We start from the raw sequence: 26713 nt of genomic DNA on the forward strand, positions 1-26713 counted from the left end.
GTCGTCAGGCCGCTTCGCCGGCTACGAGGCGTCCGATCTCGGGCCACCGGCCGTGCAGCCAGACCCAGGCGACCAGGCCGATGCCGAGCATGAGGATCGACGTCGCCGCCAGCGCGAATGTGGAATGCATCACCAGCGGCGCGATCACGCCGGCCACGATGCCGTTGGCGGTGGAGCCGATCACCGCCTGCAGCGACGAGGCCATGCCGCGACGTTCGGGGTGAAGGTCGAGCACCAGCAAGGTCACCACCGGCACCATCAGCGCCCAGCCGAAGGCGAACACGGCCAGCGGCCAGAGCGCCCAAGCCGCGTGTGGCGTGAACAGGGCGTTGGCCACCACGTTGACGATCGAGGTCGCCAACATGATCACGAAGCCGTCGCGTATCTGCCGCTTCGGCGCGACCTTGCCCGCCATGCGACCGCTGGCCCATGCGCCGGCCATGATGCCGCCGATGGTCAGCAGGAAGAACCAGAAGAACTGCGTGGGCTCCAGTGCGAGGTGTTCGCCGAGGAAGGCGGGTGCGGCCAGCACATAGAGGAACATGCCGTTGAACGGGACGCCGCTTGCCAGCGCGAGGAGGAGAAAGCGCGGGTCCGAGCACAGGTCCCAGTAGCCGCGCATGAGGTGCCGCACCTCGAAGGGCTGGCGCTGATCAAGGTGCAGGGTCTCGGGCAGCAACTTGTAGTTGGCGGCGAACAGCACCACGCCGACCGCCACGAGGAACCAGAAGATGCTATGCCATCCGAGGTGCACAAAGAGGAAGCCCCCCACGATCGGCGCGATGGCCGGTGCGATGCCGAAATAGATCGTGACCTGACTCATCACCTTCTGAGCCTCCGCCGGTGGGAACATGTCACGGATCACCGCGCGCGAGACCACGATGCCGGCACCGGTCGAAAGCCCTTGCAGCGCCCGGAACAGGACAAGCTGCCCGATGGTCTGCGAGAGCGCGCAGCCCAGCGAGGCGATCGTGAACACCGCCAGGCCCCACAGCACGACCGGCCTGCGGCCGAAACTGTCCGACAGCGCGCCGTGGAACAGGTTCATGAACGCGAAGCCGAAGAGGTAGGCCGAGAGCGTCTGCTGCATCTCGACCGGCGTGGCGCCGATCGAACGTGCGATGCCCGAGAACGCGGGGATATAGGTGTCGATGGAAAACGGACCGAGCATGCCCAGCACCGCCAGCAGCACGGCCAGCGCCCAGCGCGGGGCCAGCCAGAGTTTGTGGGCGTCGGGGTTCATGCGCGGTGTCTCCGTTCGATTTCCTGGTGTCCTGAAAAAAGAAGGGCGCCCGAGGGCGCCTTCTTCGTTCCAGCTTGCAGCGAGTGCGAGCTTACAGGGTATCGATGAAGCTGCGAAGCTTGTCGCTGCGGCTCGGATGCTTCAGCTTGCGCAGCGCCTTCGCCTCGATCTGGCGGATGCGCTCACGCGTCACGTCGAACTGCTTGCCGACTTCTTCCAGCGTGTGGTCGGTCGACATCTCGATGCCGAAGCGCATGCGCAGCACCTTGGCTTCGCGCGGCGTGAGGCTGTCGAGGATGTCCTTGACCACGTCGCGCAGGCCAGCCTGCATCGCGGCCTCGATCGGCGCCGTGTTGCTGCTGTCCTCGATGAAGTCGCCCAGGTGCGAATCGTCGTCGTCGCCGATGGGGGTTTCCATCGAGATCGGCTCTTTCGCGATCTTCATGATCTTGCGGATCTTGTCTTCCGGGATCTCCATCTTCGCGGCCAGGATGCCGGCGTCGGGCTCGAAGCCGAACTCCTGCAGATGCTGGCGGCTGATGCGGTTCATCTTGTTGATCGTCTCGATCATGTGCACCGGGATGCGGATGGTGCGCGCCTGGTCGGCGATCGATCGGGTGATCGCCTGGCGGATCCACCACGTCGCATAGGTCGAGAATTTGTAGCCGCGACGGTATTCGAACTTGTCGACCGCCTTCATCAGGCCGATGTTGCCTTCCTGGATCAGGTCGAGGAACTGCAGGCCGCGGTTGGTGTACTTCTTGGCGATGGAGATCACGAGGCGCAGGTTGGCCTCGATCATTTCCTTCTTGGCGTCACGCGAAGACGATTCGCCTTCGTTCATGCGCTTGTTGATGTCCTTGAGCTCGGCGAGCGGCACCACCACGCGCGACTGGATGTCGGCGAGGCGCTGCTGGAGTTCCTGCACCGGCGGGATGTTGCGCGCGAGCACGGCGCTCCAGGGCTTGCCGGCGGCGGCCTGCTTCTCGACCCACTTGAGGTTGAGCAGGTTGGACGCGACGCGGTTGCCGTTCTTGTCGTAGCCGCTGAAGTCGCGGATGAACTCTTCCTGCGGGAAGCCGCACTTGTCCACGATGATGCGGCGCAGTTCGCGCTCCTTCTTGCGGACGTCGTCGACCTGCGTGCGCACCAGGTCGCACAGCTTCTCGATAGTGCGGGCGGTGAAGCGGATGGTCATCAGCTCCTCGGAAAGCGAGTGCTGCGCCTTCTGGTAGGCCGGCGTGCCGTAGCCTTCCTTGTCGTAGATCTTGTGGACCTTCTCGAACATCACGGCGATGCGGTCGAAGCGCTCCAGCGCGTCGCGCTTGAGTTCCTCGAGCTTCTTGGTCAGCGCCTTGGAGCCGCCCTTGCCGTCGTCGTCGTCTTCCTCGTCGAATTCATCGAAGTCTTCTTCGGCCACGTAGTCGTCGGCCTCGTTCGGGTTCGAGAAGCCGTCGACGATGGTCGAGATGACGACCTTGCCGTCACGGATTTCCTGGCCCAGGCGCAGGATCTCGGCGATCGTCGCGGGCGAAGCGGAGATGGCTTCCATCATGGCCATCAGGCCACCCTCGATGCGCTTGGCGATCTCGATTTCGCCTTCGCGGGTCAGCAGTTCGACCGTGCCCATTTCGCGCATGTACATACGCACAGGGTCGGTGGTGCGGCCGAATTCGCTGTCGACGGTGGAGAGGGCGGCTTCGGCTTCTTCCTCGGCTTCCTCGACCGTCGTGGCGGTCGGGGCGGTGTTGTTCAGCAGCAGGGTTTCCGCATCGGGGGTCTGCTCGTAGACGGCCACGCCCATGTCGTTGAGCATGGTGACCACGACTTCCATGGTCTCGGCGTCGACCAGCTTGTCGGGCAGGTGGTCGGAGATTTCGCCGTGCGTGAGGTAGCCGCGCGTCTTGCCCAGCGTGATCAGGGTCTTCAGGCGCGAGCGGCGCTTGGCGAGGTCTTCCTCGGACAGGACGGTTTCGTCCAGGCCGAATTCCTTCATCAAGGCGCGTTCCTTCGCCTTGCTGATCTTCATGCGCAGCGGCTTGACCTTTTCCTCGGTCGTCGAGGCGGAGGGCTCGTCGCCGACCAGTTCGTCTTCGATGTCGGATAGGTCGACGTCGCTCGAAGGCGCCTCATTTGCGGCCTTGGGCTTGCGTCCGCGCTTGGCGCCGCCGGCTGCGGCGGGGGCGCCTGCAGCCTTGGGGGGACGGCCTACCTTCTTGGCGGCTGGTTTCAGAGTTTCTTCGGCGATGGTCGATTTCGTGGGCACGGTTTTCACTTTCGTTGCGGCAGACGCCTTGGACGCGGCGGCACCTGTCTTGGTTGCCGGCAGGGCGGCGGCCCTGGACGGCTTTTGATCTGCAGCGGGCTTCTTGGCAGCGGACACGGCAGGCTTCTTTGAACTGGGCATACAACCTCAATACAACAAGATGGACCAAGCGGAATCACACGCGCCACAAACCCGGCGCAGGCAGGAGCACAAACAATGAGGCCAGGAGGACACAAGTCCTCGAAGAGCCTTCAATAGGCAAGATGTCGGGCGAACATTTGGTGTGCAGTCCTTGCGGTGTATTGACCCGTTTCCCGTTGGGAAGTGCATTGCGCATGGGGTCGGCCCGGAGGTGCTGCTGTCGCTCTTGCCTGTTTCGCGTCTAGCGAAGCCTTAAATTATAGCGCGGTGCTGAATTTTCAAGCAGTGTTTGAACCGGGATTGAGGCGATTTCGCAACTCCAGGCGCCGGGCTTCCAGCGCCTTGTACCGCTCCAGGGCGCGCGGATCGGTCCCTACCGCGGCGATCGCTTCGCTCTGCTGGACCTTGAGAAGGTCGTCCAGCATGTAGTCGAGCACGTTGCGCAGTTCCCGGGCCGAGTCGGCCGCCTGTTCGCCCTCGGCGTCGCCGATGGGCCCGCCGTCGGGCCCCGTCATGACGCGCAGTGCGAGCGCCTCGAAGGGCGTGTCCCGCAGGCCTTCGCGCAGTGCCGCCCAGGGCTGCATTCCGTGCTCGTGCGCCTGGCTGTCGAGCCAGGCGAAGAGCTGGCCGTGTTCGCCCGGCAGGTCGCACAGCAGCGCGTGCAACTCCTGCGAGAGGCGCTCCCATTCCGTCATGTTCGACAGAATGAGCCGTGCCGCCACGTCGGGACGGCTGGTCGGCAGCTTCCGGCCACCGGGCGGCGGGCGAGGCGACGGGGGCGACCGCGAGAACCTCGAGCGCCGCTTCCCCGTCGAAGACGAAGGCCGAGGGAGTTCGTCGATCCATTCGACGCGCTCGCTCCGGTCATTCCAGTCGCTCCAATCGCCGTCGGAACGTGCCGGCGCGGAAGGCGCCGGTGCGCGCGGCGCGGCCGGCGCCCACAACTCGCCCAGTTCCTGGCCGCTCAGCTGGACCAGTGTGGCGATCTCGCCCAGCAATTGGCGTTTGAGCGCGCCCTCGGGCAGGGCGCTCCAGAGCGGCCGCGCGTTGCTGGCCATGTGCGCGCGACCCTCTGCCGTCCCGAGATCGCAGCCTTCGCGGGCGGCCTCGATCATGAAGCGGCTCAGCGGCGTCGCCTCGTTCACGAAGCGTGCGAACGCGTCGGCGCCGAACTCGCGGATGAAGCTGTCCGGATCGTGCTCCGATGGCAGGAACAGGAACTTGATGCTGCGCACATCCGTGGCGTAGGACAGGGCGCCGTCGAGCGCCTTGCGCGCGGCCCGCCGGCCGGCGGCGTCGCCATCGAAGCTGAACACGACGGACTCGGTGAAGCGGAACAGCTTCTGCACGTGCTCCGGCGTGCAGGCCGTGCCCAGGGTCGCGACTGCATTCGGAAAGCCCAGCTGCGCGAGCGCCACCACGTCCATATAGCCCTCGGTCACCAGGGCATAGCCGCGGTCGCGGAAAGCGGCGCGCGCTTCGTACAACCCATAGAGCTCCCGGCCCTTGCTGAAGACCGGCGTCTCGGGCGAGTTGAGGTATTTGGGTTTTTCGTCCCCCAGCACCCGTCCACCGAAGCCGATGCACTCGCCCTTGACGTTGCGGATCGGGAACATCACGCGATCGCGGAAGCGGTCGTAGCGCTTGCCATCCCCGTTGTCGTCGGATTCGCCGGCGATGACCAGGCCACTTTCCGCCAACAGGGGGTCGTCGTAATCCGGAAACACGCTCGCCAGGGTCCGCCAGCCTGCCGGCGCGTAGCCGATGCCGAACTGCTTGGCGATCTCGCCCGAAACCCCGCGTCCCTTGAGGTAGCCGATCGCGCCGGGCGACTGGCGCAGGTGCTTCCGATAGGCCTCTCCCGCTTTTTCCAGCACTTCGGACAGCGTGGCCTGTTTCTGGCGCTGGCCGGCGGCGCGGGCGCGCTCCTCGGGTGACGCGTCGTCCTCCGGCACCTGCATGCCGTACTGGCCTGCCAGGTCGTGCACGGCTTCGACAAAGCCCATCCCGGCATGCTCCATCAGGAATCCGATCGCGTTGCCATGCACGCCGCAGCCGAAGCAGTGATAGAACTGCTTGGTCGGGCTGACCGAGAAGGAGGGTGACTTCTCCCCATGAAATGGGCAAAGCCCCATGAAATTGGCGCCCGCCTTCTTGAGCTGAACGTAACGGCCGACGATTTCCACCACGTCGGCACGTGCGATCAGTTCCTGGATGAATGAAGCGGGGATGGTCATGTAGGCGGAGAGCGGCAAATGATACGCAAGCCACGAACACGTCGCCGGTCGGCGGCATACTGGCCTCCCGAAAATCGACGCATGATCCGCCGAACCATCACTCATGCAGCGCCCTTGCTGCGCCATCCGATGCGATTCATGTGGCAGGCGCTGAAGGGCTTCAAGGCCAACCAGGGCCTGCTGCTCGCGGGCGCGGTCGCCTATTACGCGCTGCTGTCGATCGTGCCGCTGCTGATCGTGAGTGTGATCGGGCTCTCGCATTTCATCGAGCAGGCGGCGCTGCTGAACGCGGTCGGGCGCTATCTTGAATGGCTCCTGCCCGGCCAGTCACGCGCGATCATCGCCGAGCTGTCGAACTTTCTGACCCACGCCGACGTGCTGGGGCCGGTGCTCCTGGTCACGATGATCTTCTTCAGCTCACTCGCCTTCACTGTGCTCGAAAGCGCCATGGCGGTGATCTTCCATCACCGCAAGGCGGACCATTCACGCCATTTCCTCATCTCGGTGGTGATGCCCTACATCTACATCCTGTGCCTGTGCATCGGGCTGATGCTGGTCACGCTGGTTTCGGGCGCGCTGCAGGTGATCGGGGAGGAGAGCATCGACCTGCTCGGCCGCAGCTGGTCGCTGTCGGGTGTATCGGGCGTGCTGCTGTACCTGCTGGGCCTGGCCGGCGAGATCTTCATGCTGACCTCGCTCTACCTGGTGATGCCGGTGGGCCGGCTCCGCCTGCGGCATGCCTTGCTGGGCGGGGTGACCGCGGCGCTGCTGTGGGAGGTCACGCGCCGGGTACTGGTGCTCTACTTCGCGACGTTGTCGCAGGTGAACGTCGTCTACGGTTCGTTGACGACGGCAATCGTCGTGCTGCTCAGCCTGGAGATTGCCGCCACGCTGGTGCTTTTCGGCGCCCAGGTGATCGCCCAATACGAGCGCCTCGAGCGAACGGGCTTGGTGACGCCGCTCGATGACACCGAGGGCGCACTCGGAAGCGTCAGCGCGGCGCCAGCCGGATCGCGCCGTCGAGTCGGATCACCTCGCCGTTGAGCATGTCGTTTTCGATGATGTGCCTGGCGAGCTTGGCGTAGTCCTCCGGCGTTCCGAGGCGCGAAGGGAAGGGCACGCTCGCGGCCAGCGCATCCTGCACCTCCTGGGGCATGCCGAACAGCATCGGCGTACCGAAGATGCCGGGCGCGATCGTCATGTTGCGGATGCCGTTGCGTGCCAGGTCACGCGCGATCGGCAGTGTCATGCCGACGACGCCGCCCTTGGAAGCGCTGTAGGCCGCCTGGCCGATCTGCCCGTCATACGCCGCCACCGAGGCGGTCGAGATCAGCACGCCGCGCTCGCCGGTCGACTCGGGCTCGTTCTTGCTCATCGCATCGGCCGCAAGGCGAATCATGTTGAAGCTGCCGATCAGATTGACCGTGACCGTCTTGCTGAACACCGCCAGCGCATGCGGACCCGTCTTGCCCACCGTCTTCTCGGCCGGCGCGATCCCCGCGCAGTTGACCAACCCCATCAACTTGCCCAGTTTCTGCGCAGCAGCCACGGCCGCCTGCCCGTCCGCCTCCTGGCTGACGTCGCACTTGACGAAAACGCCACCAATTTCCTTGGCAACCGCCTCGCCTTTGTCCGCCTGCATGTCCGCGATGACGACCTTGCCGCCGTTCGCCGCCAGCATCCGCGCCGTACCCTCACCCAGCCCCGAAGCGCCGCCTGTGACGATGAAAACCTTGCCGTCGATCTGCATAAGAAATCTCCTGAACGATATGAGTACGAGATTATTCCCGCCTTCGACCAGTGGCCGGCGAAGCCAGGCCCCTTCCAGAAACACCGTGGATCCGGCTCCGCCGGTCCACCGGTGTTGCCCCCGGTCAGGGGGTAGGCGGCCACACGAAGTGGGCAAGCCTGGGGGCGAGCATAAAAAAAGGCCCCATCCAAAGGATGGGGCCCCTGAATTGGATCCCGAAGGACCCAAGGAGACAATCTCGCCCGCTGTCGTGCGGGCTTGGAAGATCAGCGCTTGCGCGTAGCGGTTTGAGCGGTGCTCTTGGCTGCGTTCACAGCCGTGGTCTGCACAGCCTGGAAGTTGGCTTCGGCGACGTCGGAAGCTTGCTTGACAGCCTTTTGCACCGATTCGAAAGCGTTGTTGGCAGCAGCCACGGCGCTCTTCATCACGGCAACGGCGGTTTCCGAACCGGCGGGTGCGTTCTTGGCGGCGCTGTCGACCAGGCCGACGAAGGCTTGCTGGGCTTCAGCGGCCTTGACTTCGAAAGCCTTGGTGAATTCGGCGCTGGTGCCTTGGGCGATGTCGTACAGGTGACGGCTGTAGGCAGCGGTCTTTTCAGCCAGGGGCTGATACAGGCTGGCTTGCAGGGCGAGCAACTCTTGCGCATCCTTGACGCTCAGCAGGGCTTGCGTCGTGCCGGCGGCTTCGGTCAGTGCTGCCTTGGAGGCGGTCACGTTGAGCTCGACGATCTTCTCGACGCCTTCGAAAGCCTTGGTGGTCAGGCCGAAAAGGGTTTCCAGGCTGGCTTTTTGAGCAGAGATGATTTGGTCAGCGGTGAGGGCCATGTAGTGCTCCAGTTAAACAAATAAGTAAGGGAATTGAGGCGAATTCTCGGTAAGCTGACCTGAACTCTTGTTGCAGTGCAGCATGGGCTCAAGTATAGGCAGCTTCGCTTTGGGAACAAGGCTTTTCTGCTGCATCGCAGCAATTTAGAAGCCGCTTTCTAATTCGGGTCCAATGTCCCCGATGCGTGCGTTTTATTCAGGCCAGTTCGTCTTGCCGCTGCCCGCAGGCCATCGATTTCCGATGAGCCGGTATGCGCTGTTGCGCGAACAGCTCGAAGGGCACCTTCCCCGGGTCCGGATGTTCGAAGCGCCGCGCGCCACTGATGGCGAATTGGCGCTGGCGCACACCCCGCAATGGATCGCGTCGATCAGCGACGGGAGCGTCAGTGCCGAGGCGATGCGCGAGATCGGCTTCCCGTGGAGCGAAGCCATGGTCGAGCGCTCTCGCCGGTCGACCGGGGCGACCATCGCCGCCTGCCGGACCGCCTTGACCGAAGGGGTCTCCGCCAACATGGCCGGCGGGACGCACCATGCGAGCGCGGGGAAGGGTGGCGGCTTCTGCGTCTTCAACGATTCGGCGGTGGCGGCAAGGCTCATGCAGGCCGAGCACGGCCGGCGAGGGAAAACCGCGTTGCGCGTCGCCGTCATTGATCTGGACGTGCACCAGGGCAACGGCACCGCCAGCATCTTTCGCGACGATCCCAGCGTGTTCACCCTGTCGATGCACGGTCAGAAGAACTTTCCCTTCCGAAAGGAAGCGAGCGATCTCGATGTCGAATTGCCTGACGGCTGTCGCGACGACGAGTACCTTGCGGCCTTGGAGCTCGCGCTGGATGAGCTGGACCGACGGTTCAAGCCGGGCCTGGTGATCTATCTTGCCGGTGCGGATCCCTTCGAACGCGACCGCCTGGGGCGACTCAAGTTGAGTTTCGACGGCCTGGAGGCTCGCGACCGGCGCGTCTTCGATTTCGCGTGGCAGCGACGCATTCCGCTGGCCTTCGCAATGGCCGGCGGCTATGCCAGCGACATCGCGGAGACGGTTCAGGTGCAACTCGGCACCTTCAAGGTCGCCTTCGAATACTGGCGGCGCTGGCAAAATGCCGCGCCATGAGCGCCCGACCTTCCCCCGAACTCCGCAGCAGCTACCGCGCCTTTCGCAGCATCCCCACGCGGTGGGCCGACAACGACATGTACGGGCACGTCAACAACGTCGTCTACTACGGCTGGTTCGACACCGCCGTCAATGCGCTGTTGATCGAGCGGGGCGCGCTGGACATTCATCACGGCACCACGGTCGGTTTTGTCGTGGAGACCCAATGCAACTACTTTTCTCCGCTGGCCTTTCCGCAGACAGTGGAAGCAGGGATACGGGTGGCGCACGCGGGCAGTTCCAGTGTGCGCTACGAGATCGGACTGTTTGCGCAAGGGGCAGAAACGGCCGCCGCTCAAGGGCATTTCATCCACGTGTACGTCGACCGGGCGAGTCAGCGGCCCGTCAAGCTGCCACAAGCGTTGCAAGCCGTGGTGGACGAGCTCAGGATCTGATCGCCCACAAGAAAAACGGCGTCCCAGGACGCCGTTTTTCGTTGGTGAGTTCGAGTTCGTCAGCGGGAGCTGGTCTTCATGGCCTTCACGTCGGCCATGCCTTTGGCTTCGTCAGCCTTGGCTTGCTTCTCGCAGGCGCTCTTGGCATCGCCCTTCAGGTCGTCGCACTTTTCCTTCGCGACCGAATAGGCGGCCTTCACCTGTTCTTCCTTGACGTTGCGAGCGTGGCTTTCACTGGGCTTGTATTGCTGTTCCAGTTCGGCCTTGGCAACGTTTTCCTTGCCCTTGGCTTCCTTGTCGCAAACATCCTTCGCGTTGTCCTTCAACGTGTCGCACTTCGCCTTGTCGACCTTGTAGTCGGCTTCGATCTTTTCCTTCGCGACCTTGTATTCGTCCGAGGTCATTGCGCTGGCGGCCTGACCGGCGATCAGACACGTGGATGCAATGGCGATCATGAGCAGATGTTTTTTCATGGCAGTTACCTCTAGAGTTGTGAAATCGGTTGTTGAATGGAAGGGATCAGACCCGTTCCATCCAGATGGCGGCAGGGGTGCGGCCATCACGGGATTCCCAGTCGGCCACCTGTTTTTCGGCCTCGTCGCGGCTGATGCCGTGGCGTTCCTGGATGCGGCCGAGGAGTTGGTCACGCTTGCCGGCGATGACATCGAAGTCATCGTCGGTGAGCTTGCCCCACTGCTCCTTGATCTTTCCCTTGAGCTGTTTCCAGTTCCCTTCGACGGTGTCCTTGTTCATGACGTATCTCCTTCCGATCAGGTTTCGTCGCCGGCCTGAAACGTGTGCTGGCCGGCGTGAAGACACTGTTGCGTCAAGCCATCGGTACACCGGTAGGACGCTCAGGGAACGGGTCGTAGGCACATGCCGACGCGGCCCGTGATAATCGAACGCACATCGAACCCGGAGACAGCGTCCCGCACCATGATCATCCACAGCCTGCTCGACACCGACCTCTACAAGTTCACGATGATGCAGGTGGTCCTGCATCACTTTCCGGGCGCGCGCGTGGAGTACCGCTTCAAGTGCCGCAATCCCGGCATCGACCTGGCGCAGTTCGCCGGCCAGATTCGAGACGAGGTGCGCCACCTCTGCTCCGTGCAGTTCAAGGATGCCGAGCTGAGCTACCTGCGCACGATGCGCTTCATCAAAAGCGATTTCGTAGACTTCCTCGGCCTGTTCCGGCTCAACGAGAAGTACATCAACATCATCCCGAAGGCTTCCGGCGAACTCGAGATCCGCATCGAGGGGCCTTGGCTTCACACCATTCTGTTCGAGATCCCGGTGCTGGCGATCGTCAACGAGGTGTACTTCCGCAATACCCAGCCCCGGCCGGACATCGCCGAGGGCCGCCGGAGGCTCGACACCAAGATCGCGCAACTGCAGGACGAAGGCCTGGCGGATCTCAAGATCGCCGACTACGGCACGCGCCGCCGCTTCTCGAAGGACTGGCACGAAGAGGTGCTGCGTACGCTGGCATCGCGGCTGGGCGCCGTGACTGCGCCCCATCAGCCGAATGCCCTGGCGAAGCTGCCGCAATTGGCGGGGACGAGCAACGTGCTGTACGCCATGAAGCTCGGCCTGATCCCGCTGGGCACCATGGCGCACGAGTATCTGCAGGCCTGCCAGGCGCTCGGGCCGCGGCTGCGCGACAGCCAGATCTTCGGCTTCGAGTCGTGGGCACGGGAGTACCGCGGCGACCTGGGAATTGCACTGTCGGATGTCTACGGCATGACGGCCTTCCTGCGCGACTTCGACCTGTATTTCTGCAAGCTGTTCGACGGCGCGCGGCACGACAGCGGCGACCCCTTCCAGTGGGGCGAGCGCATGCTGGCCCACTACATTGCCAATCGCGTCGACCCGCGCACCAAGACACTGATCTTCAGCGACGGCCTGACGGTGCCCAAGACCATCGAGCTCTACCAGCAGTTCCGCGGCCGATGCCAACTGGCCTTCGGCATCGGCACCAACCTCACCAATGACCTGGGCTACGAGCCGCTGCAGATCGTGATCAAGATGATCCGTTGCAACGACCAGCCGGTGGCCAAGCTGTCGGACACCCCTTCCAAGAACATGTGTGAAGACGAAAGGTATCTGGCTTACCTGCGCCAGGTGTTCGAGATCGCGCAGCCTGCCGCATGACGACCCCTCCCTCCCTGAAGAGCGCCTCGCGCTTGCTCGCGGCCGCCGTGCTGCTGACGATGGCGCCGGCCATGGCCTTTGCGGCCGATGTCGACGGTAGCCAACTCTCGCCGCTGTGGGGCGTGCCGTTCGCGGGCCTCCTGCTGTCGATCGCGTTGATGCCGCTCCTGGCATCGTCTTTCTGGCATCACCACTATGGCAAGGTGACGGCGGCCTGGGCGCTGGCCTTCCTGCTGCCCTTTGCGGCGGTCTACGGCTTCCCGCTGGGGGGCGCCCAACTGGTGCACGCACTGCTGGCCGAATACATCCCGTTCATCATCCTGCTCGGGGCGCTTTTCGCCGTGGCAGGCGGCATCCACATTCGCGGCAATCTGCGCGGATCGCCGAAGCTCAACACGGCGATCCTGGCGATCGGCGCCGTGCTCGCCAGCATCATGGGCACGACGGGTGCGTCGATGCTCCTCATCCGGCCGCTGATCCGCGCGAACGACGACCGCAAGCACAAGGTTCACGTGGTCGTGTTCTTCATCTTCATCGTGTCGAACGTGGGCGGGTCGCTGACGCCGCTGGGCGATCCGCCGCTTTTCCTGGGCTTCCTGAAGGGCGTCGAGTTCTTCTGGACCGCGAGGAACATCTTTCCCGACACCCTGTTCGTCGTCGGCGCACTCCTGGTCATCTTCTTCGCGCTCGACAGCTTCTACTTTCGCAACGAAGGCGTGCTGCCCTTCGATCCGACGCCCGATACGGAATCGATCGGCTTCGATGGGGCGATCAATTTCCTGCTGCTGGCGGGTGTCCTCTTCTTCGTGCTGCTGAGCGGTATCTGGAAGTCGCCGGTGGCCTTCGACGTCTTCGGCACCTACGTCGGTCTTCCGGGCGTCGTGCGCGATGTGGCGCTGGTCGTGATCACGCTCATCTCGCTCAAGATCACATCGCCCAAGGTGCATGCCGCCAACCAGTTCGGCTGGGAGCCGATGATCGAGGTCGCCAAGCTGTTCGCCGGCATCTTCCTGACGATCGTTCCGGTGATCGCCATGCTCAAGGCGGGTGTGAACGGACCGTTCGGCGCCGTTGTCTCGGCCGTGACGCGTCCCGATGGCCAGCCTGATCCCGCCATGTATTTCTGGGCCACCGGGATCCTGAGTTCCTTCCTGGACAATGCACCGACCTACCTGGTGTTCTTCAACACCGCCGGCGGCGATCCGCAGGCGCTGATGACCACCTACGCGGCGACGCTGGCGGCGATCTCGGCCGGCGCCGTGTTCATGGGCGCGAACACCTACATCGGGAACGCGCCCAACCTGATGGTCAAGGCCATCGCTGAAAGCCGCGGGGTGCGGATGCCGACCTTCTTCGGCTACATGCTGTGGTCGGGCGTCATCCTGGTGCCGCTCTTCATCATTGCCACCTTCATCTTCTTCCGCTGATCATGAGCAAACCCAAGATCCTCGTGGCCCGTTCGATCTTTCCCGAGACCATTGCCCGGCTCGAGGAACACTTCGAGGTCGAGTCCAACCCGAACGACGAGACCTGGAGCAAGGCCACGCTGATCGAAAAGCTCCAGGGGAAGCAGGGCGCGTTCACCACCGGCAGCGAGCGCATCGACGCCGAGGTGCTCGATGCCTGCCCCGATCTCAAGATCTGCGCCAACATGGCCGTCGGGTACAACAATTTCGACATCGACGCGATGACGGCGCACGGCGTCCTGGGCACTAATGCGCCGGATGTGCTGACCGAAACCACGGCGGACTTCGGCTTCGCGCTGCTCATGGCAACGGCTCGCCGCATCGCGGAGAGCGAGCATTTCCTGCGCGCGGGCAAGTGGGAAAAGTGGAGCTACGACATGTTCTCCGGCTCCGACATCCACGGCGCCACGCTCGGCATCATCGGCATGGGCAGGATCGGGCAGGGCATTGCGAAGCGCGGCGCGCACGGCTTCGGGATGAAGGTGATCTATCACAACCGCTCACGGCTCGACGCGAGGCTCGAGGCGGAATGCAAGGCCAGCTATGCCAGCAAGGAAGAACTCCTGAAGACGGCCGATCACGTCGTGCTCGTGGTGCCTTACACGCCGGCATCGCATCACACCATCGGCGCGGCCGAACTGGCGCTGATGAAGCCTACCGCCACGCTCATCAACATCGCGCGTGGCGGGATCGTCGACGATGCGGCGCTGGCAATGGCGCTGCGTGACAAACGCATTGCGGCGGCCGGCCTCGACGTGTTCGAGGGCGAACCGAAGGTGCATCCCGATCTGCTTGCCGTACCCAACGTCGTCCTCACGCCGCACATCGCGAGCGCCACCGTGCCGACGCGGCGCGCGATGGCCGACCTGGCGGTCGACAATCTCATCGGCTACCTGGTGAACCGGAAGCCGGTCACGCCGCTCAATCCCGCAGTCATTGCGGCCAAGTAAGAAGACAACCATTCCCGTGACCGAAACCTGGATCCTGCTGGCCCTTGCCGCCCTGAATTTCATCCTCATCCTTTGGCTGTTGCTGCGAAAGCAGCCAGCGCCCGACCATTCGGCGCTGGTCGCGACGCTGGGAGCGGGCAACGAGCGCATCGAGCGCGAGTTGCGCCACGAGATCGGCGAATCCTCCCGCGGCGCGCGGCAGGAAACCGCGCAGGCCTTTGCCACCTTCCAGCAGGCGCTGACCCAGCAGGGGGCGGAGTCGACGCGCACGCAGAACGCGCAGATCGACGCCTTCGCGCAGCAGCTCACGCTGTTGCAGAAGACGTTGGCCGACACGCTCAACACCCAGCTCCAAGGGTTGAGCGAATCCAATGCTCGCCGGCTCGCAGAAGTGCGCGCCACGATGGAAACCCAGCTCTCGCAGCTCCAGCAGAACAACAGCGCCAAGCTGGACGAGATGCGCAAGACGGTCGACGAGAAGTTGCAGAGCACGCTCGAAGCCCGGTTGGGCGAGAGTTTCAAGCAGGTCGCGGACCGGCTCGAGCAGGTCCACAAGGGACTCGGTGAAATGCAGACGCTGGCCGTCGGCGTGGGCAGCTTGCAGCGCGTGCTGACCAATGTGAAGACCCGCGGCGTGTTTGGCGAAGTGCAACTCGAAGCGCTTCTCGAACAGGTGCTGACGACCGACCAGTACGCCAAGCAGGTCGAGACCAAGCCGCGCAGCGGCCAGCGCGTGGACTTCGCGATCCGCTTCCCGGGTCGTGGCGGCGACGGCGCGCCGGTCTGGTTGCCGATCGATGCCAAATTCCCGCGCGATGACTACGAGCGCCTGCTCGATGCGCACGAGCGGGCCGATCCCGGCGCCGCGGAGCTCGCGGCCAAGGCGCTGGAAACCCGCATCCGCACCGAAGCGAGGTCGATCGCCGAGAACTACCTCGCCGCGCCGCACACCACGGACTTCGCGATCCTCTTCCTGCCGGTCGAGAGTCTCTACGCAGAGGTGCTGCGCCGGCCGGGCCTGATGGACGCGATCCAGCGGCAGCACCGCGTGACGCTCGCCGGGCCGACCACGCTGTTGGCGATGCTCAACAGCCTGCACATGGGCTTTCGGACGCTGGCGCTGGAGCAGCAGGCTTCCGAAGTTTGGAAGGTGCTTGGCGCGGTCAAGACCGAGTTCGAGCGCTACGGCGAATGGGTTTCGCGGATCAAGGAGCAGGTTGCCAAGGCTTCCGACACGCTCGACAAGGCGGACACCCGCGCCAAGCAGATGCGCCTCGCGCTGCGCAAGGTGGAGGCGTTGCCCGAGGCGCAGTCGCAGGCGCTGCTCCCGCCCGCAGACAGCGAGGACGACAGCCCGACGTGAATGCCGGCCTCCTTCGCCTGATCCTCGCGCAGGTCTGCCTGCATGCAGCGATGACGGGCACCCGGCTGGCGGCTCCGCTGCTGGCGCTGCGTGAAGGCTACAGCGCGGCCGCGGTCGGCGTGTTGCTGGCGCTGTTCGCCTTGACGCAGGTCTTCCTCGCCCTTCCGGCCGGGCGGTTCGCGGATCGGCACGGCCTGCGGCGTCCCTTGACGATTGCCGTCGTTTCCGCTTCCACTGGTGCCGCAATGGCCGCGGTACTGCCCGTGTTCCCGGTGCTTTGCATCGCGGCCTTGCTGACGGGCGGCGCCACCGGGATCGCCGTGATCGCCTTGCAACGCCATGTCGGCCGCGCGGCGAGCAACCCGACGCAGCTCAAGCAGGTCTTCAGCTGGCTGGCGATCGCGCCGGCGGCCGCCAATTTCGTCGGGCCTTTCGTCACGGGCCTGCTGATCGACCATGCCGGCCCCACGCCGGGCGACCTGCTCGGTTATCGGGTGGCTTTCGCGTTGCTGGCGATGCTACCGATTGCGTGCTGGCTGCTGGCGCGCGGTACGGCCGAGTTGCCACCGGTTCGCCTGCCCCCCGGCGCACCCAAGCCACGCGCCTGGGATTTGCTGAGCGAGCCGATGTTCAGGCGGCTGCTGTTCGTGAACTGGCTCCAGTCCGCTTCGTGGGATGTCCACACCTTCGTGCTGCCGATCCTCGGCCACGAGCGCGGCCTGAGCGCTTCGATGATCGGCACCATCCTCGGCGCCTTCGCCGTGGCGGCGGCTGGCATCCGCGTCGTCCTGCCGCTGGTGGCTTCGCGCTTCAGCGAACGTGTCGTGATCACCGCTTCCAACGTGATCACCGCACTGGTGTTCGCGGCCTACCCGCTGATGGGCTCCGCGTTCGGCATGGGCGTCTGCTCGGTGCTGCTGGGCGTGGCGCTCGGCGCGGTGCAGCCGATGGTGATGAGCATGCTGCACCAGATCACGCCGCACGCACGGCATGGCGAGGCACTCGGCCTGCGCGTGATGACGCTCAACGCCTCCAGCGTCGCCATGCCGATGCTCTTCGGCGCGGCCGGCGCGCTGATAGGCGTAGCGGGCGTCTTCTGGATCGTCGGCGGTGTAGTGGCGCTAGGCACCCGCTCGGTCTGGGGCCTCCAAGCCCCCCGCACCGACCCCCAAGAATAAGAGGAGGCCGGCAAGCCGGACCAATCGTGAAACACCGCGGATCCGGCTCCGCCGGGCCGCCGGTGTTGCCCCCGGTAGGGGGTAGGCGGCCACACGAAGTGGGCAAGCCTGGGGGCGAGTTAGAGTTTATAGAAGGTCTTGATGTAGTCCCAAGCGTCTTGAGGGGCGTCCACGTACTCGATCAGCTTCACGTCGTTCGGGGAAATGACACCTTCCTCGGCCAGGAACTCGAAGTTGATGAGCTGCTTCCAGTAGTCCGAGCCGAAGAGCACGATCGGGACCGGCTTGGCCTTCCGGGTCTGTACCAGCGTGATGACCTCGAAAAGCTCGTCCAACGTGCCGAAGCCGCCCGGGAAAGCCACGAGTGCCTTCGCCCGCATCATGAAATGCATCTTGCGGATCGCAAAGTAGTGGAACTTGAAGCTCAACGCCGGCGTGACATAGGGATTGGCTTCCTCTTCCATTGGCAGCGCGATTGCCAGGCCGACCGACAGGCCGCCGCCTTCATACGCGCCGCGGTTGGCCGCCTGCATGATGCCGGGTCCGCCACCGGTGCAGACGAAAAGCTTGTCCTGCGGCTCCCGGTCATTGCTGTACTGGGCGACGAGCTTGCCAAAGGCGCGCGCCTTCTCGTAGTAGTGGGAGCTGCGTGCCAGCCGGCGCCAGCGGTCGGTGGCGATGGTGTCGCCCGAGGCCTCTGCCTGGGCGATCAGGGCGCCCGATTCCTCCTCGCTGCGGAATCGCGCGCTGCCGAAAACGACCACCGTGTTCTCGATGCCATGGGCGCGCATTTCGAGGTCCGGTTTCATGAGTTCGAGCTGCATCCGAAGTCCGCGCGTCTCGCGGCGCAGCAGGAATTCGGGATCGGCGAAGGCCAGCCGCGATGGGTCGTTGTGCAGGGGGAGACCCTTGTCCGAATGGGCCTRCAGGGTGGCCCAGGCGTCGGCGAGGCGTTTGTCGTGAAGGTCGTGTGTGTTGGGCATGGTCTTGCGAGAAAAGCGAAGCTGAATTGTGCGCCCAGCAGTTTTCGGGCCCGGTGATTTGAAGCGGACGCAAAAAAGGCTCCCGAGGGAGCCTTTTCAGGAGGGGCGGTCGCTCAGACGCGCTTGCGGTATTCGCCCGTGCGGGTGTCGATTTCGATGCGGTCGCCTTGCGCAACGAAGAGCGGCACGCCGATCTCGAAGCCGGTGGAGATCTTGGCAGGCTTCATGACCTTGCCCGAGGTGTCGCCCTTGACGGCCGGTTCGGTCCAGGTGATTTCGCGCTCGACGCTGGTCGGCAGTTCGACCGAGATGGCCTTGCCGTCGTAGAACACCACTTCGACCGGCATGCCGTCTTCGAGGTAGTTGAGCGAGTCGCCCATGTTCTCGGCTTCGACTTCGTACTGGTTGTATTCGGTGTCCATGCAGACGTACATCGGGTCGGCGAAGTAGGAGTAGGTGCACTCCTTCTTGTCGAGCACGATCTGGTCGATCTTGTCGTCGGCCTTGAAGACCACTTCGGTATTGAAGTTGGCGATCAGGCTCTTGAGCTTCATGCGCACGGTGGCGGAATTGCGGCCGCCGCGGCTGTATTCGGTCTTGAGGACGACCATGGGGTCCTTGCCGTGCATGATCACGTTGCCAGCGCGGATTTCTTGAGCGATTTTCATAATCAGGGTCTCTGGATGTTGGCCGCTCGGTGCGTCGTCGGGCCCTTTGGCCCTACGGCGCATTCACCGCGGCGGGTTCAGCGGAAGGTGCGGCGTCGGGGCATGCCCTCTGCCGGAAATCCGCAAAGCCCGCAATTTTAGCTTTTTTGGACGATGAAACGCCGCAGACGCGTCAAAAGGTCGTCCTGTTCGAGCAGGCAGGCGCGGGCTGCCAGCGCTGGCGAACGCCACGTTTCGAGCGCGGCCTGGGTCAGAACCGGCAGCGGGGCTTTCGCCATTCCGTTCCAGAGGTGGTGGAAGCTGCGCAGGGACGGCGGTGCGCCCATCCAGTCCATCAACGCGTCGAGCTTGGTGTGGTGGGCGTCGTCGTCCTGCGGATAGATCTGCCACACGAACGGCGCGCCGGCCCAGATCGCGCGGACCAGCGAATCCTCCCCGCGCACGAAGTTCAGATCGCAGGCCCACAACAGGCGGTCGAAGTCGGCCTGCGGCATGTAGGGCAGCCACGAGATCGAGAGCCCGCCGCGCTGTGCCGGTCCGGGGGGCACGGCGGCAGTGGCGCGCCCCGCGGTCACCAGCAGGCGGGTCGGCTGGTCGTCGCGCTCGAACTGGACGAGCAGGGCTTCGAGCGCCGGCGGCTCATAGCAGAACAGCGCGACGAGGCGCTCACCCTGCCAGGGAATGCGCTGCTGTGCGAGCCAGGCGCCGCGGTCGAAGCGCTCTCGTCGCGCCATCAATTCGGGTTCGCGCAGCAGCCCGCCCGTCGCGGGCGTGAAGCCGGGATAGAAGAAGTGTTTGGTCAGCCCGGCGCCCGGCTCCCTGAAGACCGGGGAGGGCAGGCCGTGCAGGCGCTCGACATAGGGTTCGGCCGACAGGTATTCGAGGTTGATCCAGCGGTGCATCGAACCGCTTCTCGGCGCCTGTTCGGCGAAGCGTTCGATGACTTCAGGCGCCGGGTCGCAGCGGAAGGCCTCGACCAGAACGTCCGGCGCGGGTGCGCTGTGGGCATGGCTTTCGGCCGCCGCCTCTGTCCAGGAGACGACGGTGACGCCCTCGCAGCCATCGGGTGCCATCCACGCCAGCGCGGAGGGATCGTCGATCCACAGCCGCACCGACTCGCCTTGCCCTGCGAGTGCCGCCGCCAGGCGCCAGCAGACGCCAGCGTCGCCATGGTTGTCTATCACCTTGCAGAAAATGTCCCAGCGCATCGCGGGATACTCTACAGCCCCTCACGGAGACACCGGAGACCGCATCCATGTCACAACACTCGGCCGACATCCTCTGGCAACGCGACGGCCAGGACTTCGTCGGCAATCGCTACAGCCGCCGTCACTCGATCCGCTTCGACGGCGGTGCGGAATGGGCCGGCTCGTCCTCGCCGCACGTCGTGCCGCTACCCATGTCGGATGCCAGCGCCGTCGATCCGGAAGAACTCTTCGTCGCCTCGCTGTCGAGTTGCCACATGCTGTGGTTCCTGTCGATCGCGGCTTCGCGTGGCTTTTGCGTGGAACGGTATGCCGACTGCGCGGCCGGCAAGATGGCGCGCAACGCGGCGGGCAAGGTCGCGATCACCGTTGTCACGCTGCGGCCGGAAGTGCAGTTCTCCGGCGAGCGCCTGCCCACGCAGGAACAGGTCGAAGCAATGCATCACTCGGCGCACGAGCAGTGCTTCATCGCGAATTCGGTCCATACGGACGTGCGCTGCGAACCGGTGCTGCCGGCCGGCACGGGGACGTCACAGCAAGAACAATAAGAACAATGGCAGAAACGCATTCCGATCAGTTGCTCAGCGAAGTGGCGGCCTTGCCGCAATTGCCCGGCGTCTATCGCTATTTCGACGCGGCGGGCGCGGTGCTCTACGTGGGCAAGGCGCGCAATCTCAAGAAGCGCGTGGCGAACTATTTCCAGAAGAACCACGGCGGCACGCGCATCGGCCACATGATCTCGAAGATCGCGCGCATGGAGACCACGGTTGTGCGCTCCGAAGCCGAGGCGCTGCTGCTCGAGAACAACCTGATCAAGACGCTCAAGCCGCGCTACAACATCCTGTTTCGCGACGACAAGAGCTATCCGTACCTCAAGATCGCGTCGCACACGTTTCCGCGGCTGGCGTACTACCGTGGCTCGGTGGATCGCAAGCATCGTTATTTCGGGCCGTATCCGAGTGCGTGGGCGGTGAAGGAATCGATCCAGTTGCTGCAGAAAGTCTTCAAGCTGCGCACTTGCGAGGACACGGTCTACAGCAATCGCACGCGTCCCTGCCTGCTCTACCAGATCAAGCGCTGCAGCGGCCCTTGCGTTGGCTACATCACGCCGGAGGACTATGCGCAGGACGTGGCCAATGCGGAGGCGTTCCTGATGGGCGATACGCAGGCCGTGCTCACGCAACTCGAGGCGCGGATGATGTCCCACGCCGAGAAGCTGGAGTTCGAGCAGGCGGCGGAACTGCGCAACCAGATGTCGGCGTTGTCGCGCGTGCTGCATCAGCAGTCGGTCGAGATCGCATCCGACAAGGACGTGGACATCCTCGCCGTCAAGGTGCAAGGCGGCAAGGCCTGCGTGAACCTGGCGATGGTGCGCGGCGGCCGGCACCTGGGCGACCGCGCCTATTTCCCGGTGCACGTGGAAGACGCGACGCAGATGCAGCACGTGGAAGGCGATTCCGAGGGCGATGATGCGCCGCCGCTGGCCGACCCGGTCGAGGTGCAGGTGCTGGAGGCCTTCATCGCGCAGCACTACATCGACGTGCCCGTGCCGGCCACGCTGGTGCTGAGCGAACTGGTGAGTCGCGAGCTGATCGAGGCCATCTCCCAGCAGTCGGGCACGCGCGTGACGGCGGTTTTCCAGCCGCGCGAGCAGCGTCGGCACTGGCTGGAGATGGCGTGCACGAATGCCGGCCTCCAGCTTGCGCGCCTGCTGGCGGAAGAGGGCTCCCAGCAGGCGCGCACGCGCTCGCTGGTCGATGCACTCGAACTGGCGCCGGACGACCTTGACAACTTCCGCGTCGAATGCTTCGACATCTCGCACACGGCGGGCGAAGCGACCCAGGCATCGTGCGTGGTGTTCGAGCACCACGCGATGCAGAACCGCGAATACCGTCGCTACAACATCGAAGGCATCACGCCGGGCGATGATTACGCCGCGATGCGGCAAGTGCTGCATCGCCGCTATGGCAAGCTGGCCGAGGCGATGGCTGCCGAAACCGAAGCGCCTCCGGCCGGTGATGCTGCGGGCGCAGGCACGGACGCGCCTCCCGGCACGCGCACCGCGCGCATGCCGGAACTGGTGCTGGTCGACGGCGGCAAAGGCCAGGTGTCGATGGCGCGCGAAGTGTTCAGCGAACTGGGGCTACCGCTATCGCTGATCGTCGGCGTGGAAAAGGGCGAAGGCCGCAAGGTCGGCCTGGAGGAACTCGTCTTCGCCGATGGCCGCGAGAAGGTCTACCTCGGTCGCGACTCGGCGGCATTGATGCTGGTCGCGCAGATTCGCGACGAGGCGCACCGCTTCGCCATCACCGGCATGCGCGCCAAGCGGGCGAAGATCCGGGTGGGCGGCAGCCAACTCGAGGACATCCCGGGCATCGGCCCCAAGCGTCGCGCGCGCCTGCTGCAACGCTTCGGAGGAATACGCGGCGTCGCGGCCGCGAGCGTCGAGGACATCGCGTCGGTCGAGGGCATCGCCTTCGAGTTGGCGGAAGAGATCTACCGGGCCTTGCATTAGGCCGCCCGGCGGAACTGCGTCAGGGCGGGCCATATACTCGTTCACATGTTCTGGACCCTGCCAACGATCATGACCTGGGCGCGCATCGTCGCGATCCCGCTGATCGTGGGCGTGTTCTACCTGCCGCTGTCGGAGCCGTCGCGCAATCTCATCGCGACGGTGATGTTCATCGTGTTCGCGGCGACCGACTGGCTCGACGGGTTCCTGGCGCGCCGGCTCAACCAGACTTCGGCCTTCGGCGCCTTCCTCGATCCTGTCGCCGACAAGTTCCTGGTGTGCGCTTCGCTGCTCGTGCTGGTCCACCTGAACCGCGCCGACGTGTTCGTGGCGCTCATCATCATCGGCCGCGAGATCGCGATTTCCGCACTGCGCGAATGGATGGCGCAGATCGGCGCCGGCAAGAGCGTCGCGGTCCACATGGTCGGCAAGGTGAAGACCGTGGTGCAGATGGTGGCGATTCCCTTCCTGCTCTTCAACGGCGTGCTGTTCGGCACGATCGACACCGGCGCGTGGGGGCAGTGGCTGATCTGGATTTCCGCGGTCCTCACCGTCTGGTCGATGGTCTATTACCTGCAAAAGGCCATACCGGAGATCCGGGCCCGGGCGAAATGACGGGCGCCGCCCGCTCGGCGGGCTGGCTGCGTGTCATGCCGGCGGTCTTCGTGCTGATCTGGAGCACCGGCTTCATCGTCGCGCGGTACGGCATGCCTTATGCGCCGCCGCTCAAGTTCCTCTCGGTGCGCTATGCACTCTCGGTGATTTGCTTCCTCGTCTGGGCTCGGATGGCCCGCGTCGCGTGGCCGCGCGATCGCGTGCAGTGGGGCCATCTCGCGGTGACCGGCATCCTGATGCAGGCGGGGTATCTCGGCGGCGTCTGGGCGGCGGTCCGGGCCGGCATGGGCTCCGGGCTCATTGCACTGCTCGTCGGTATCCAGCCGGTGCTGACGGCGGTCTGGATGTCCATGAACGGCGGCACCATCGCGCGTCGCCAGTGGGCAGGCCTCTTTCTCGGGTTCGCGGGGCTGGTGCTTGTCGTGTCGCGCAAGCTGGGGCAGGGCGGGGAAGTCAGCGTCCTGACGATGGGGTTGGCGCTGATGGCGCTCCTGTCGATCACCGCCGGCACGCTGTACCAGAAGCGCTTCCTCGCGCCCTGTGACGCGCGCAGCGCGAACGCGATCCAGACCGCGGCGGCGCTGCTCGTGACCTTGCCTTTTGCCGCGTTGGAAACCGACAGCATTCAATGGAACCTGGCTTCGGGCGGCGCGATGGCGTGGTCCGTCCTGGCGTTGTCGCTGGGCGGCAGTTCGCTGCTGTACATCCTCATCCAGCGAGGCACCGCCACGGCGGTGACGAGCCTGCTCTATCTCGTGCCGCCTTGCACTGCCGTGATGGCGTGGCTGCTGTTCGCGGAGCCGATCACCCTGGTGACGGTGGCGGGCATCGCCACCACGGCGGTCGGCGTGAGCCTGGTGGTCCGCGGCGAGCGCTGAAACGGGTCAGCGCGACTTCGGACGGTCGACCTTCCACGGCTCCCCGCGAAAGCGCTCGACCAGGAAGTCGATGAGCACCCGTACACGGCGGGGCGTCTTGGGCCGCCAGGGGGCGACCCATTGGATGTCGGCATCGGGCATCGCAAGATGCGGCAGCACGCGAACCAGTTCGCCCGAGGCAAGGTGCGGCGCAATGTCCCAGAGGCTTCGCAGCATGATGCCGCGCCCGGCCAGGCACCAGTCGCGCACCATTTCGCCCGAGTTGCTCGACAACGGGCCGCGCACATGGACGCGTGTCATGGTGCCGTCCTTCGCATGGCGCAGTGTCCAGAGGGCGAACTCGCGCTCGCTCCCCTCGCTGTTCTCGCGCACGACGAGGCAGTCGTGCGACGCCAGTGCGGCGGCGTCGGCTGGAACGCCGCGTCGCTCGACGTAGGCCGGGGCGGCCGTGAGGACACGCTGGTTGCGTGCGATGCGCCGCGTGACCCAGGCACCCGCACGCCGATGTTGCGGCGCCCATAGCCACACTGCGCCGTCGTGGCCTTCCGCGCCCAGGTCCGGCAGCTTTTCGGCCAGGGTCAACTGGATCTGCAGCCCCGGATGCTGTTCATTGAAGACCGCGAGTGCCGGCCCGAGCCAGCGCCTGCCGAATCCGAAGGTGGCGACGAGCCGGATCGTGCCGCTCAGCTCGCTCTGACGTTCCCCGAGTTCGTTCTCGAGTGCCGCGAAGCCTTCGAGCAGACCCTTCGCATGGAGGCAGACCGCTTCGCCTTCCGCCGTGGCGCTGAGGCGGCGCGTGGTGCGGTCGAACAACCGCTGGCCGAGCCGCCCCTCCAGCGCGCCGAGGCGCTTGGTCACCACCGAGGGCACCACATTCAGCGCGAGCGCGGCGCCCGCAAGACTGCCGCGTGCGCGAATGGCCATCACGAGTTCGAGATCACTCCGGTCCATTGCTGCCATTTGGGAAAGTATCAATTGGTCGATTGTTGCTTGATGGCAAGGGGCACGCAACGCACAATTCATCGCATGTTCGCTTCGTTCTCCACCTTCGATCTGTCGCGCGACGGTGTTCGGCTGCACGGGCGCGTCGGCGGCAGCGGTAAACCCTTGCTCCTGCTCCACGGGCATCCTCAGACGCACGTGATCTGGCATCGTGTGGCGCCCGTCCTGGCCGAGCGCTTCACCGTGGTCGTGCTCGACCTGCGTGGCTATGGCGACTCCGGTCGCCCGGAGGCCGATCTCGCGCATGCCCGCTACAGCAAGCGCGAGATGGCGCTCGACGCGCTCGACGCCATGCGGCACCACGGCTTCGAGCGTTTCGGCGTGCTGGCGCACGACAGGGGCGCACGCGTGGCCCATCGGCTTGCGGCAGATCATCCAGATGCGGTGGATCGCCTCATGCTCCTCGACATCGCGCCCACGCTGGCGATGTACGAAAACACGTCGGATGCCTTTGCCCGTGCTTACTGGCATTGGTTCTTCCTGATTCAGCCGTCGCCCTTGCCGGAGGCGCTGATCGAATCGGACCCCGTGCGTTATGTGCGTAGCGTGATGGGAGGGCGCCACGCAGGCCTCACACCCTTTGCACCTGAAGCGCTCGCCGAATACGAACGCTGCGCGTCGATCGCCGGCACTGCGCACGCCATCTGCGAGGACTATCGCGCCTCGGCCACCATCGACCTCGACCACGATCGGGCCGACGCCGCTGTCGGCCGCAAGCTGGCGCAGCCGCTGCGCGTGCTGTGGGGCGAGCATGGCGTGGTCGGCCGTTGCTTCGACGTGCTGGACCTCTGGCGCCAGCGTGCCGACGACGTGTCGGGCGAAACGCTGCCCTGCGGCCACTACATTCCCGAAGAAGCCCCGCGTGAACTGTTGGCGCAGGCACTTTCATTTTTCAACGCGAACCACAAGGATTGAGACATGAGCACCCAACGAATCGCAGTCATCGCCGGTGATGGCATCGGCAAGGAAACCACGCCCGAAGGCTTGCGCGTGCTCGATGCGGCGGCGCGCAGGTTCGGCATCGACCTGAAGTTCGACCACTTCGATTTCTCGAGCTGGGACTACTACGAGAAGCACGGCAAGATGCTGCCGGACAACTGGAAGGACCAGGTCGGTGGCCACGATGCCATCTACTTCGGCGCGGTCGGCTGGCCCGAGAAGATTCCGGACCATGTCTCGCTCTGGGGCTCGCTGCTGCTCTTTCGACGCGAGTTCGACCAGTACATCAACCTGCGGCCCGCGCGCCTGATGCCGGGCATCGTGGCCCCGGTGGTCCGTCGCGACGGCTCGCCGCGGCAGCCGGGTGAGATCGACATGTACATCGTGCGCGAGAACACGGAAGGCGAGTACTCGAGCATTGGCGGCCGCATGTACGAAGGCACCCAGCGCGAGATCGTCGTGCAGGAAACCGTGATGTCGCGCGTCGGCGTGGACCGGGTGCTCAAGTTCGCATTCGAACTGGCCCATTCGCGCCCGAAGAAGCATCTCACCAGCGCGACGAAGTCCAACGGCATCTCGATCACCATGCCCTACTGGGACGAGCGCGTGGCCGAAATGGCGAAGAACTATCCTGGAGTCAAGCTCGACAAGTTCCACATCGACATCCTGACCGCGCACTTCGTCCAGCGCCCGGACTTCTTCGACGTGGTGGTGGCGAGCAACCTGTTCGGCGACATCCTGTCGGACCTGGGCCCTGCATGCACCGGCACCATCGGCATCGCGCCCAGCGCCAA

25 protein-coding genes are annotated in these 26713 nt (G+C 64.9%); 14 read left to right on the forward strand and 11 right to left on the reverse strand.

Annotation, left to right across the window (positions count from 1 at the left end):
* Positions 1-4: 4 nt before the first annotated feature.
* From AC1D3B_RS25085 to dnaG, 3 genes are all read right to left on the reverse strand, one after another.
* Positions 5-1243 (reverse strand): multidrug effflux MFS transporter, encoded by a 1239-nt coding sequence (locus AC1D3B_RS25085; protein ID WP_478193387.1) that lies wholly within the window; start codon positions 1241-1243, stop codon positions 5-7.
* A 91-nt stretch (positions 1244-1334) separates the two neighbouring features.
* Positions 1335-3650 carry an RNA polymerase sigma factor RpoD gene (rpoD, locus tag AC1D3B_RS25090; protein WP_478193388.1) on the reverse strand — a complete coding sequence of 772 codons (2316 nt, stop codon included), beginning with the start codon at positions 3648-3650 and terminating at the stop codon, positions 1335-1337.
* Between the two features lie 278 nt (positions 3651-3928).
* A complete protein-coding gene (gene dnaG / locus AC1D3B_RS25095) occupies positions 3929-5887 on the reverse strand; it encodes a DNA primase (protein WP_478193389.1) in 1959 nt (652 codons plus the stop codon).
* 81 nt (positions 5888-5968) lie between these two features.
* On the opposite strand from dnaG, the gene AC1D3B_RS25100 reads away from it, so the two are divergent.
* Positions 5969-6931, forward strand: a complete 963-nt coding sequence (locus AC1D3B_RS25100; RefSeq protein WP_478193390.1) for a YihY/virulence factor BrkB family protein — start codon at positions 5969-5971, stop codon at positions 6929-6931.
* Here the strand turns inward: AC1D3B_RS25100 and AC1D3B_RS25105 are convergent.
* Positions 6879-7637 (reverse strand): 3-hydroxyacyl-CoA dehydrogenase, encoded by a 759-nt coding sequence (locus AC1D3B_RS25105; RefSeq protein WP_435514818.1) that lies wholly within the window; start codon positions 7635-7637, stop codon positions 6879-6881. The two genes, AC1D3B_RS25100 and AC1D3B_RS25105, sit on opposite strands and share 53 nt — an antisense overlap.
* Before the next feature lie 266 nt (positions 7638-7903).
* Entirely contained in the window at positions 7904-8461 is a 558-nt protein-coding gene (locus AC1D3B_RS25110; RefSeq protein ID WP_478193391.1) for a phasin family protein, read from the reverse strand.
* Between the two features lie 181 nt (positions 8462-8642).
* Between AC1D3B_RS25110 and AC1D3B_RS25115 the strand changes: the two genes are divergently transcribed.
* Both AC1D3B_RS25115 and AC1D3B_RS25120 read left to right on the forward strand, forming a co-directional pair.
* Positions 8643-9572, forward strand: coding sequence for a histone deacetylase family protein (locus tag AC1D3B_RS25115; RefSeq protein WP_478193392.1), 930 nt, complete (start codon positions 8643-8645; stop codon positions 9570-9572).
* Positions 9569-10006, forward strand: a complete 438-nt coding sequence (locus AC1D3B_RS25120; protein ID WP_478193393.1) for an acyl-CoA thioesterase — start codon at positions 9569-9571, stop codon at positions 10004-10006. The genes AC1D3B_RS25115 and AC1D3B_RS25120 overlap by 4 nt, the downstream gene beginning before the upstream one ends.
* A gap of 59 nt (positions 10007-10065) precedes the next feature.
* Here AC1D3B_RS25120 and AC1D3B_RS25125 read toward each other — a convergent pair whose 3' ends face one another.
* Entirely contained in the window at positions 10066-10479 is a 414-nt protein-coding gene (locus tag AC1D3B_RS25125) for a hypothetical protein (RefSeq protein ID WP_478193412.1), read from the reverse strand.
* 46 nt (positions 10480-10525) lie between these two features.
* Positions 10526-10759 carry a CsbD family protein gene (locus AC1D3B_RS25130; RefSeq protein WP_478193394.1) on the reverse strand — a complete coding sequence of 78 codons (234 nt, stop codon included), beginning with the start codon at positions 10757-10759 and terminating at the stop codon, positions 10526-10528.
* Positions 10760-10942: 183 nt separating this feature from the next.
* Here AC1D3B_RS25130 and pncB point away from each other — a divergent pair, with 183 nt between their 5' ends.
* The 5 genes from pncB to AC1D3B_RS25155 are packed head-to-tail and all read left to right on the forward strand — an operon-like array spanning position 10943 to position 17117.
* The gene (gene pncB / locus AC1D3B_RS25135; RefSeq protein ID WP_478193395.1) at positions 10943-12160 is read left to right on the forward strand and encodes a nicotinate phosphoribosyltransferase; all 1218 of its coding nucleotides are present in this window, start codon (positions 10943-10945) and stop codon (positions 12158-12160) included.
* Positions 12157-13587 carry a sodium:proton antiporter gene (locus tag AC1D3B_RS25140; RefSeq protein ID WP_478193396.1) on the forward strand — a complete coding sequence of 477 codons (1431 nt, stop codon included), beginning with the start codon at positions 12157-12159 and terminating at the stop codon, positions 13585-13587. The genes pncB and AC1D3B_RS25140 overlap by 4 nt, the downstream gene beginning before the upstream one ends.
* A 2-nt stretch (positions 13588-13589) precedes the next feature.
* The gene (locus AC1D3B_RS25145; RefSeq protein ID WP_478193397.1) at positions 13590-14576 is read left to right on the forward strand and encodes a 2-hydroxyacid dehydrogenase; all 987 of its coding nucleotides are present in this window, start codon (positions 13590-13592) and stop codon (positions 14574-14576) included.
* Positions 14577-14592: 16 nt separating this feature from the next.
* Positions 14593-15939, forward strand: a complete 1347-nt coding sequence (locus AC1D3B_RS25150; RefSeq protein ID WP_478193398.1) for a DNA recombination protein RmuC — start codon at positions 14593-14595, stop codon at positions 15937-15939.
* On the forward strand, positions 15936-17117 hold the full coding sequence (locus AC1D3B_RS25155; RefSeq protein WP_478193399.1) for an MFS transporter: 1182 nt from the start codon (positions 15936-15938) through the stop codon (positions 17115-17117). The genes AC1D3B_RS25150 and AC1D3B_RS25155 overlap by 4 nt, the downstream gene beginning before the upstream one ends.
* Before the next feature lie 119 nt (positions 17118-17236).
* Here the strand turns inward: AC1D3B_RS25155 and AC1D3B_RS25160 are convergent, their stop codons facing one another.
* The 3 genes from AC1D3B_RS25160 to earP all read right to left on the reverse strand — a co-directional run bounded on the left by AC1D3B_RS25160 (position 17237) and on the right by earP (position 19976).
* Positions 17237-18100, reverse strand: coding sequence for an LOG family protein (locus AC1D3B_RS25160; protein ID WP_478193400.1), 864 nt, complete (start codon positions 18098-18100; stop codon positions 17237-17239).
* A 113-nt stretch (positions 18101-18213) separates the two neighbouring features.
* Entirely contained in the window at positions 18214-18768 is a 555-nt protein-coding gene (efp, locus tag AC1D3B_RS25165; RefSeq protein ID WP_028253416.1) for an elongation factor P, read from the reverse strand.
* A gap of 137 nt (positions 18769-18905) precedes the next feature.
* A complete protein-coding gene (gene earP, locus AC1D3B_RS25170; protein WP_478193401.1) occupies positions 18906-19976 on the reverse strand; it encodes an elongation factor P maturation arginine rhamnosyltransferase EarP in 1071 nt (356 codons plus the stop codon).
* A 47-nt stretch (positions 19977-20023) separates the two neighbouring features.
* Between earP and AC1D3B_RS25175 the strand changes: the two genes are divergently transcribed.
* The 4 genes from AC1D3B_RS25175 to AC1D3B_RS25190 are packed head-to-tail and all read left to right on the forward strand — an operon-like array spanning position 20024 to position 23978.
* On the forward strand, positions 20024-20521 hold the full coding sequence (locus AC1D3B_RS25175; protein WP_478193402.1) for an OsmC family protein: 498 nt from the start codon (positions 20024-20026) through the stop codon (positions 20519-20521).
* A gap of 5 nt (positions 20522-20526) precedes the next feature.
* Positions 20527-22488, forward strand: a complete 1962-nt coding sequence (gene uvrC / locus AC1D3B_RS25180) for an excinuclease ABC subunit UvrC (RefSeq protein ID WP_478193403.1) — start codon at positions 20527-20529, stop codon at positions 22486-22488.
* A 45-nt stretch (positions 22489-22533) separates the two neighbouring features.
* Positions 22534-23100, forward strand: coding sequence for a CDP-diacylglycerol--glycerol-3-phosphate 3-phosphatidyltransferase (gene pgsA, locus AC1D3B_RS25185; protein ID WP_478193404.1), 567 nt, complete (start codon positions 22534-22536; stop codon positions 23098-23100).
* On the forward strand, positions 23097-23978 hold the full coding sequence (locus AC1D3B_RS25190) for a DMT family transporter (protein ID WP_478193405.1): 882 nt from the start codon (positions 23097-23099) through the stop codon (positions 23976-23978). Before pgsA ends, AC1D3B_RS25190 begins: the two co-directional genes overlap by 4 nt.
* Before the next feature lie 6 nt (positions 23979-23984).
* Here AC1D3B_RS25190 and AC1D3B_RS25195 read toward each other — a convergent pair whose 3' ends face one another.
* A complete protein-coding gene (locus tag AC1D3B_RS25195; RefSeq protein WP_478193413.1) occupies positions 23985-24929 on the reverse strand; it encodes a LysR substrate-binding domain-containing protein in 945 nt (314 codons plus the stop codon).
* A gap of 75 nt (positions 24930-25004) precedes the next feature.
* Between AC1D3B_RS25195 and AC1D3B_RS25200 the strand changes: the two genes are divergently transcribed.
* A complete protein-coding gene (locus AC1D3B_RS25200) occupies positions 25005-25895 on the forward strand; it encodes an alpha/beta fold hydrolase (protein ID WP_478193406.1) in 891 nt (296 codons plus the stop codon).
* A gap of 3 nt (positions 25896-25898) precedes the next feature.
* On the forward strand, positions 25899-26713 hold an 815-nt coding region (locus AC1D3B_RS25205; protein ID WP_478193407.1), incomplete at its 3' end, for an isocitrate/isopropylmalate family dehydrogenase.

Source organism: Variovorax sp. P5_A3 (genome assembly GCF_056400665.1).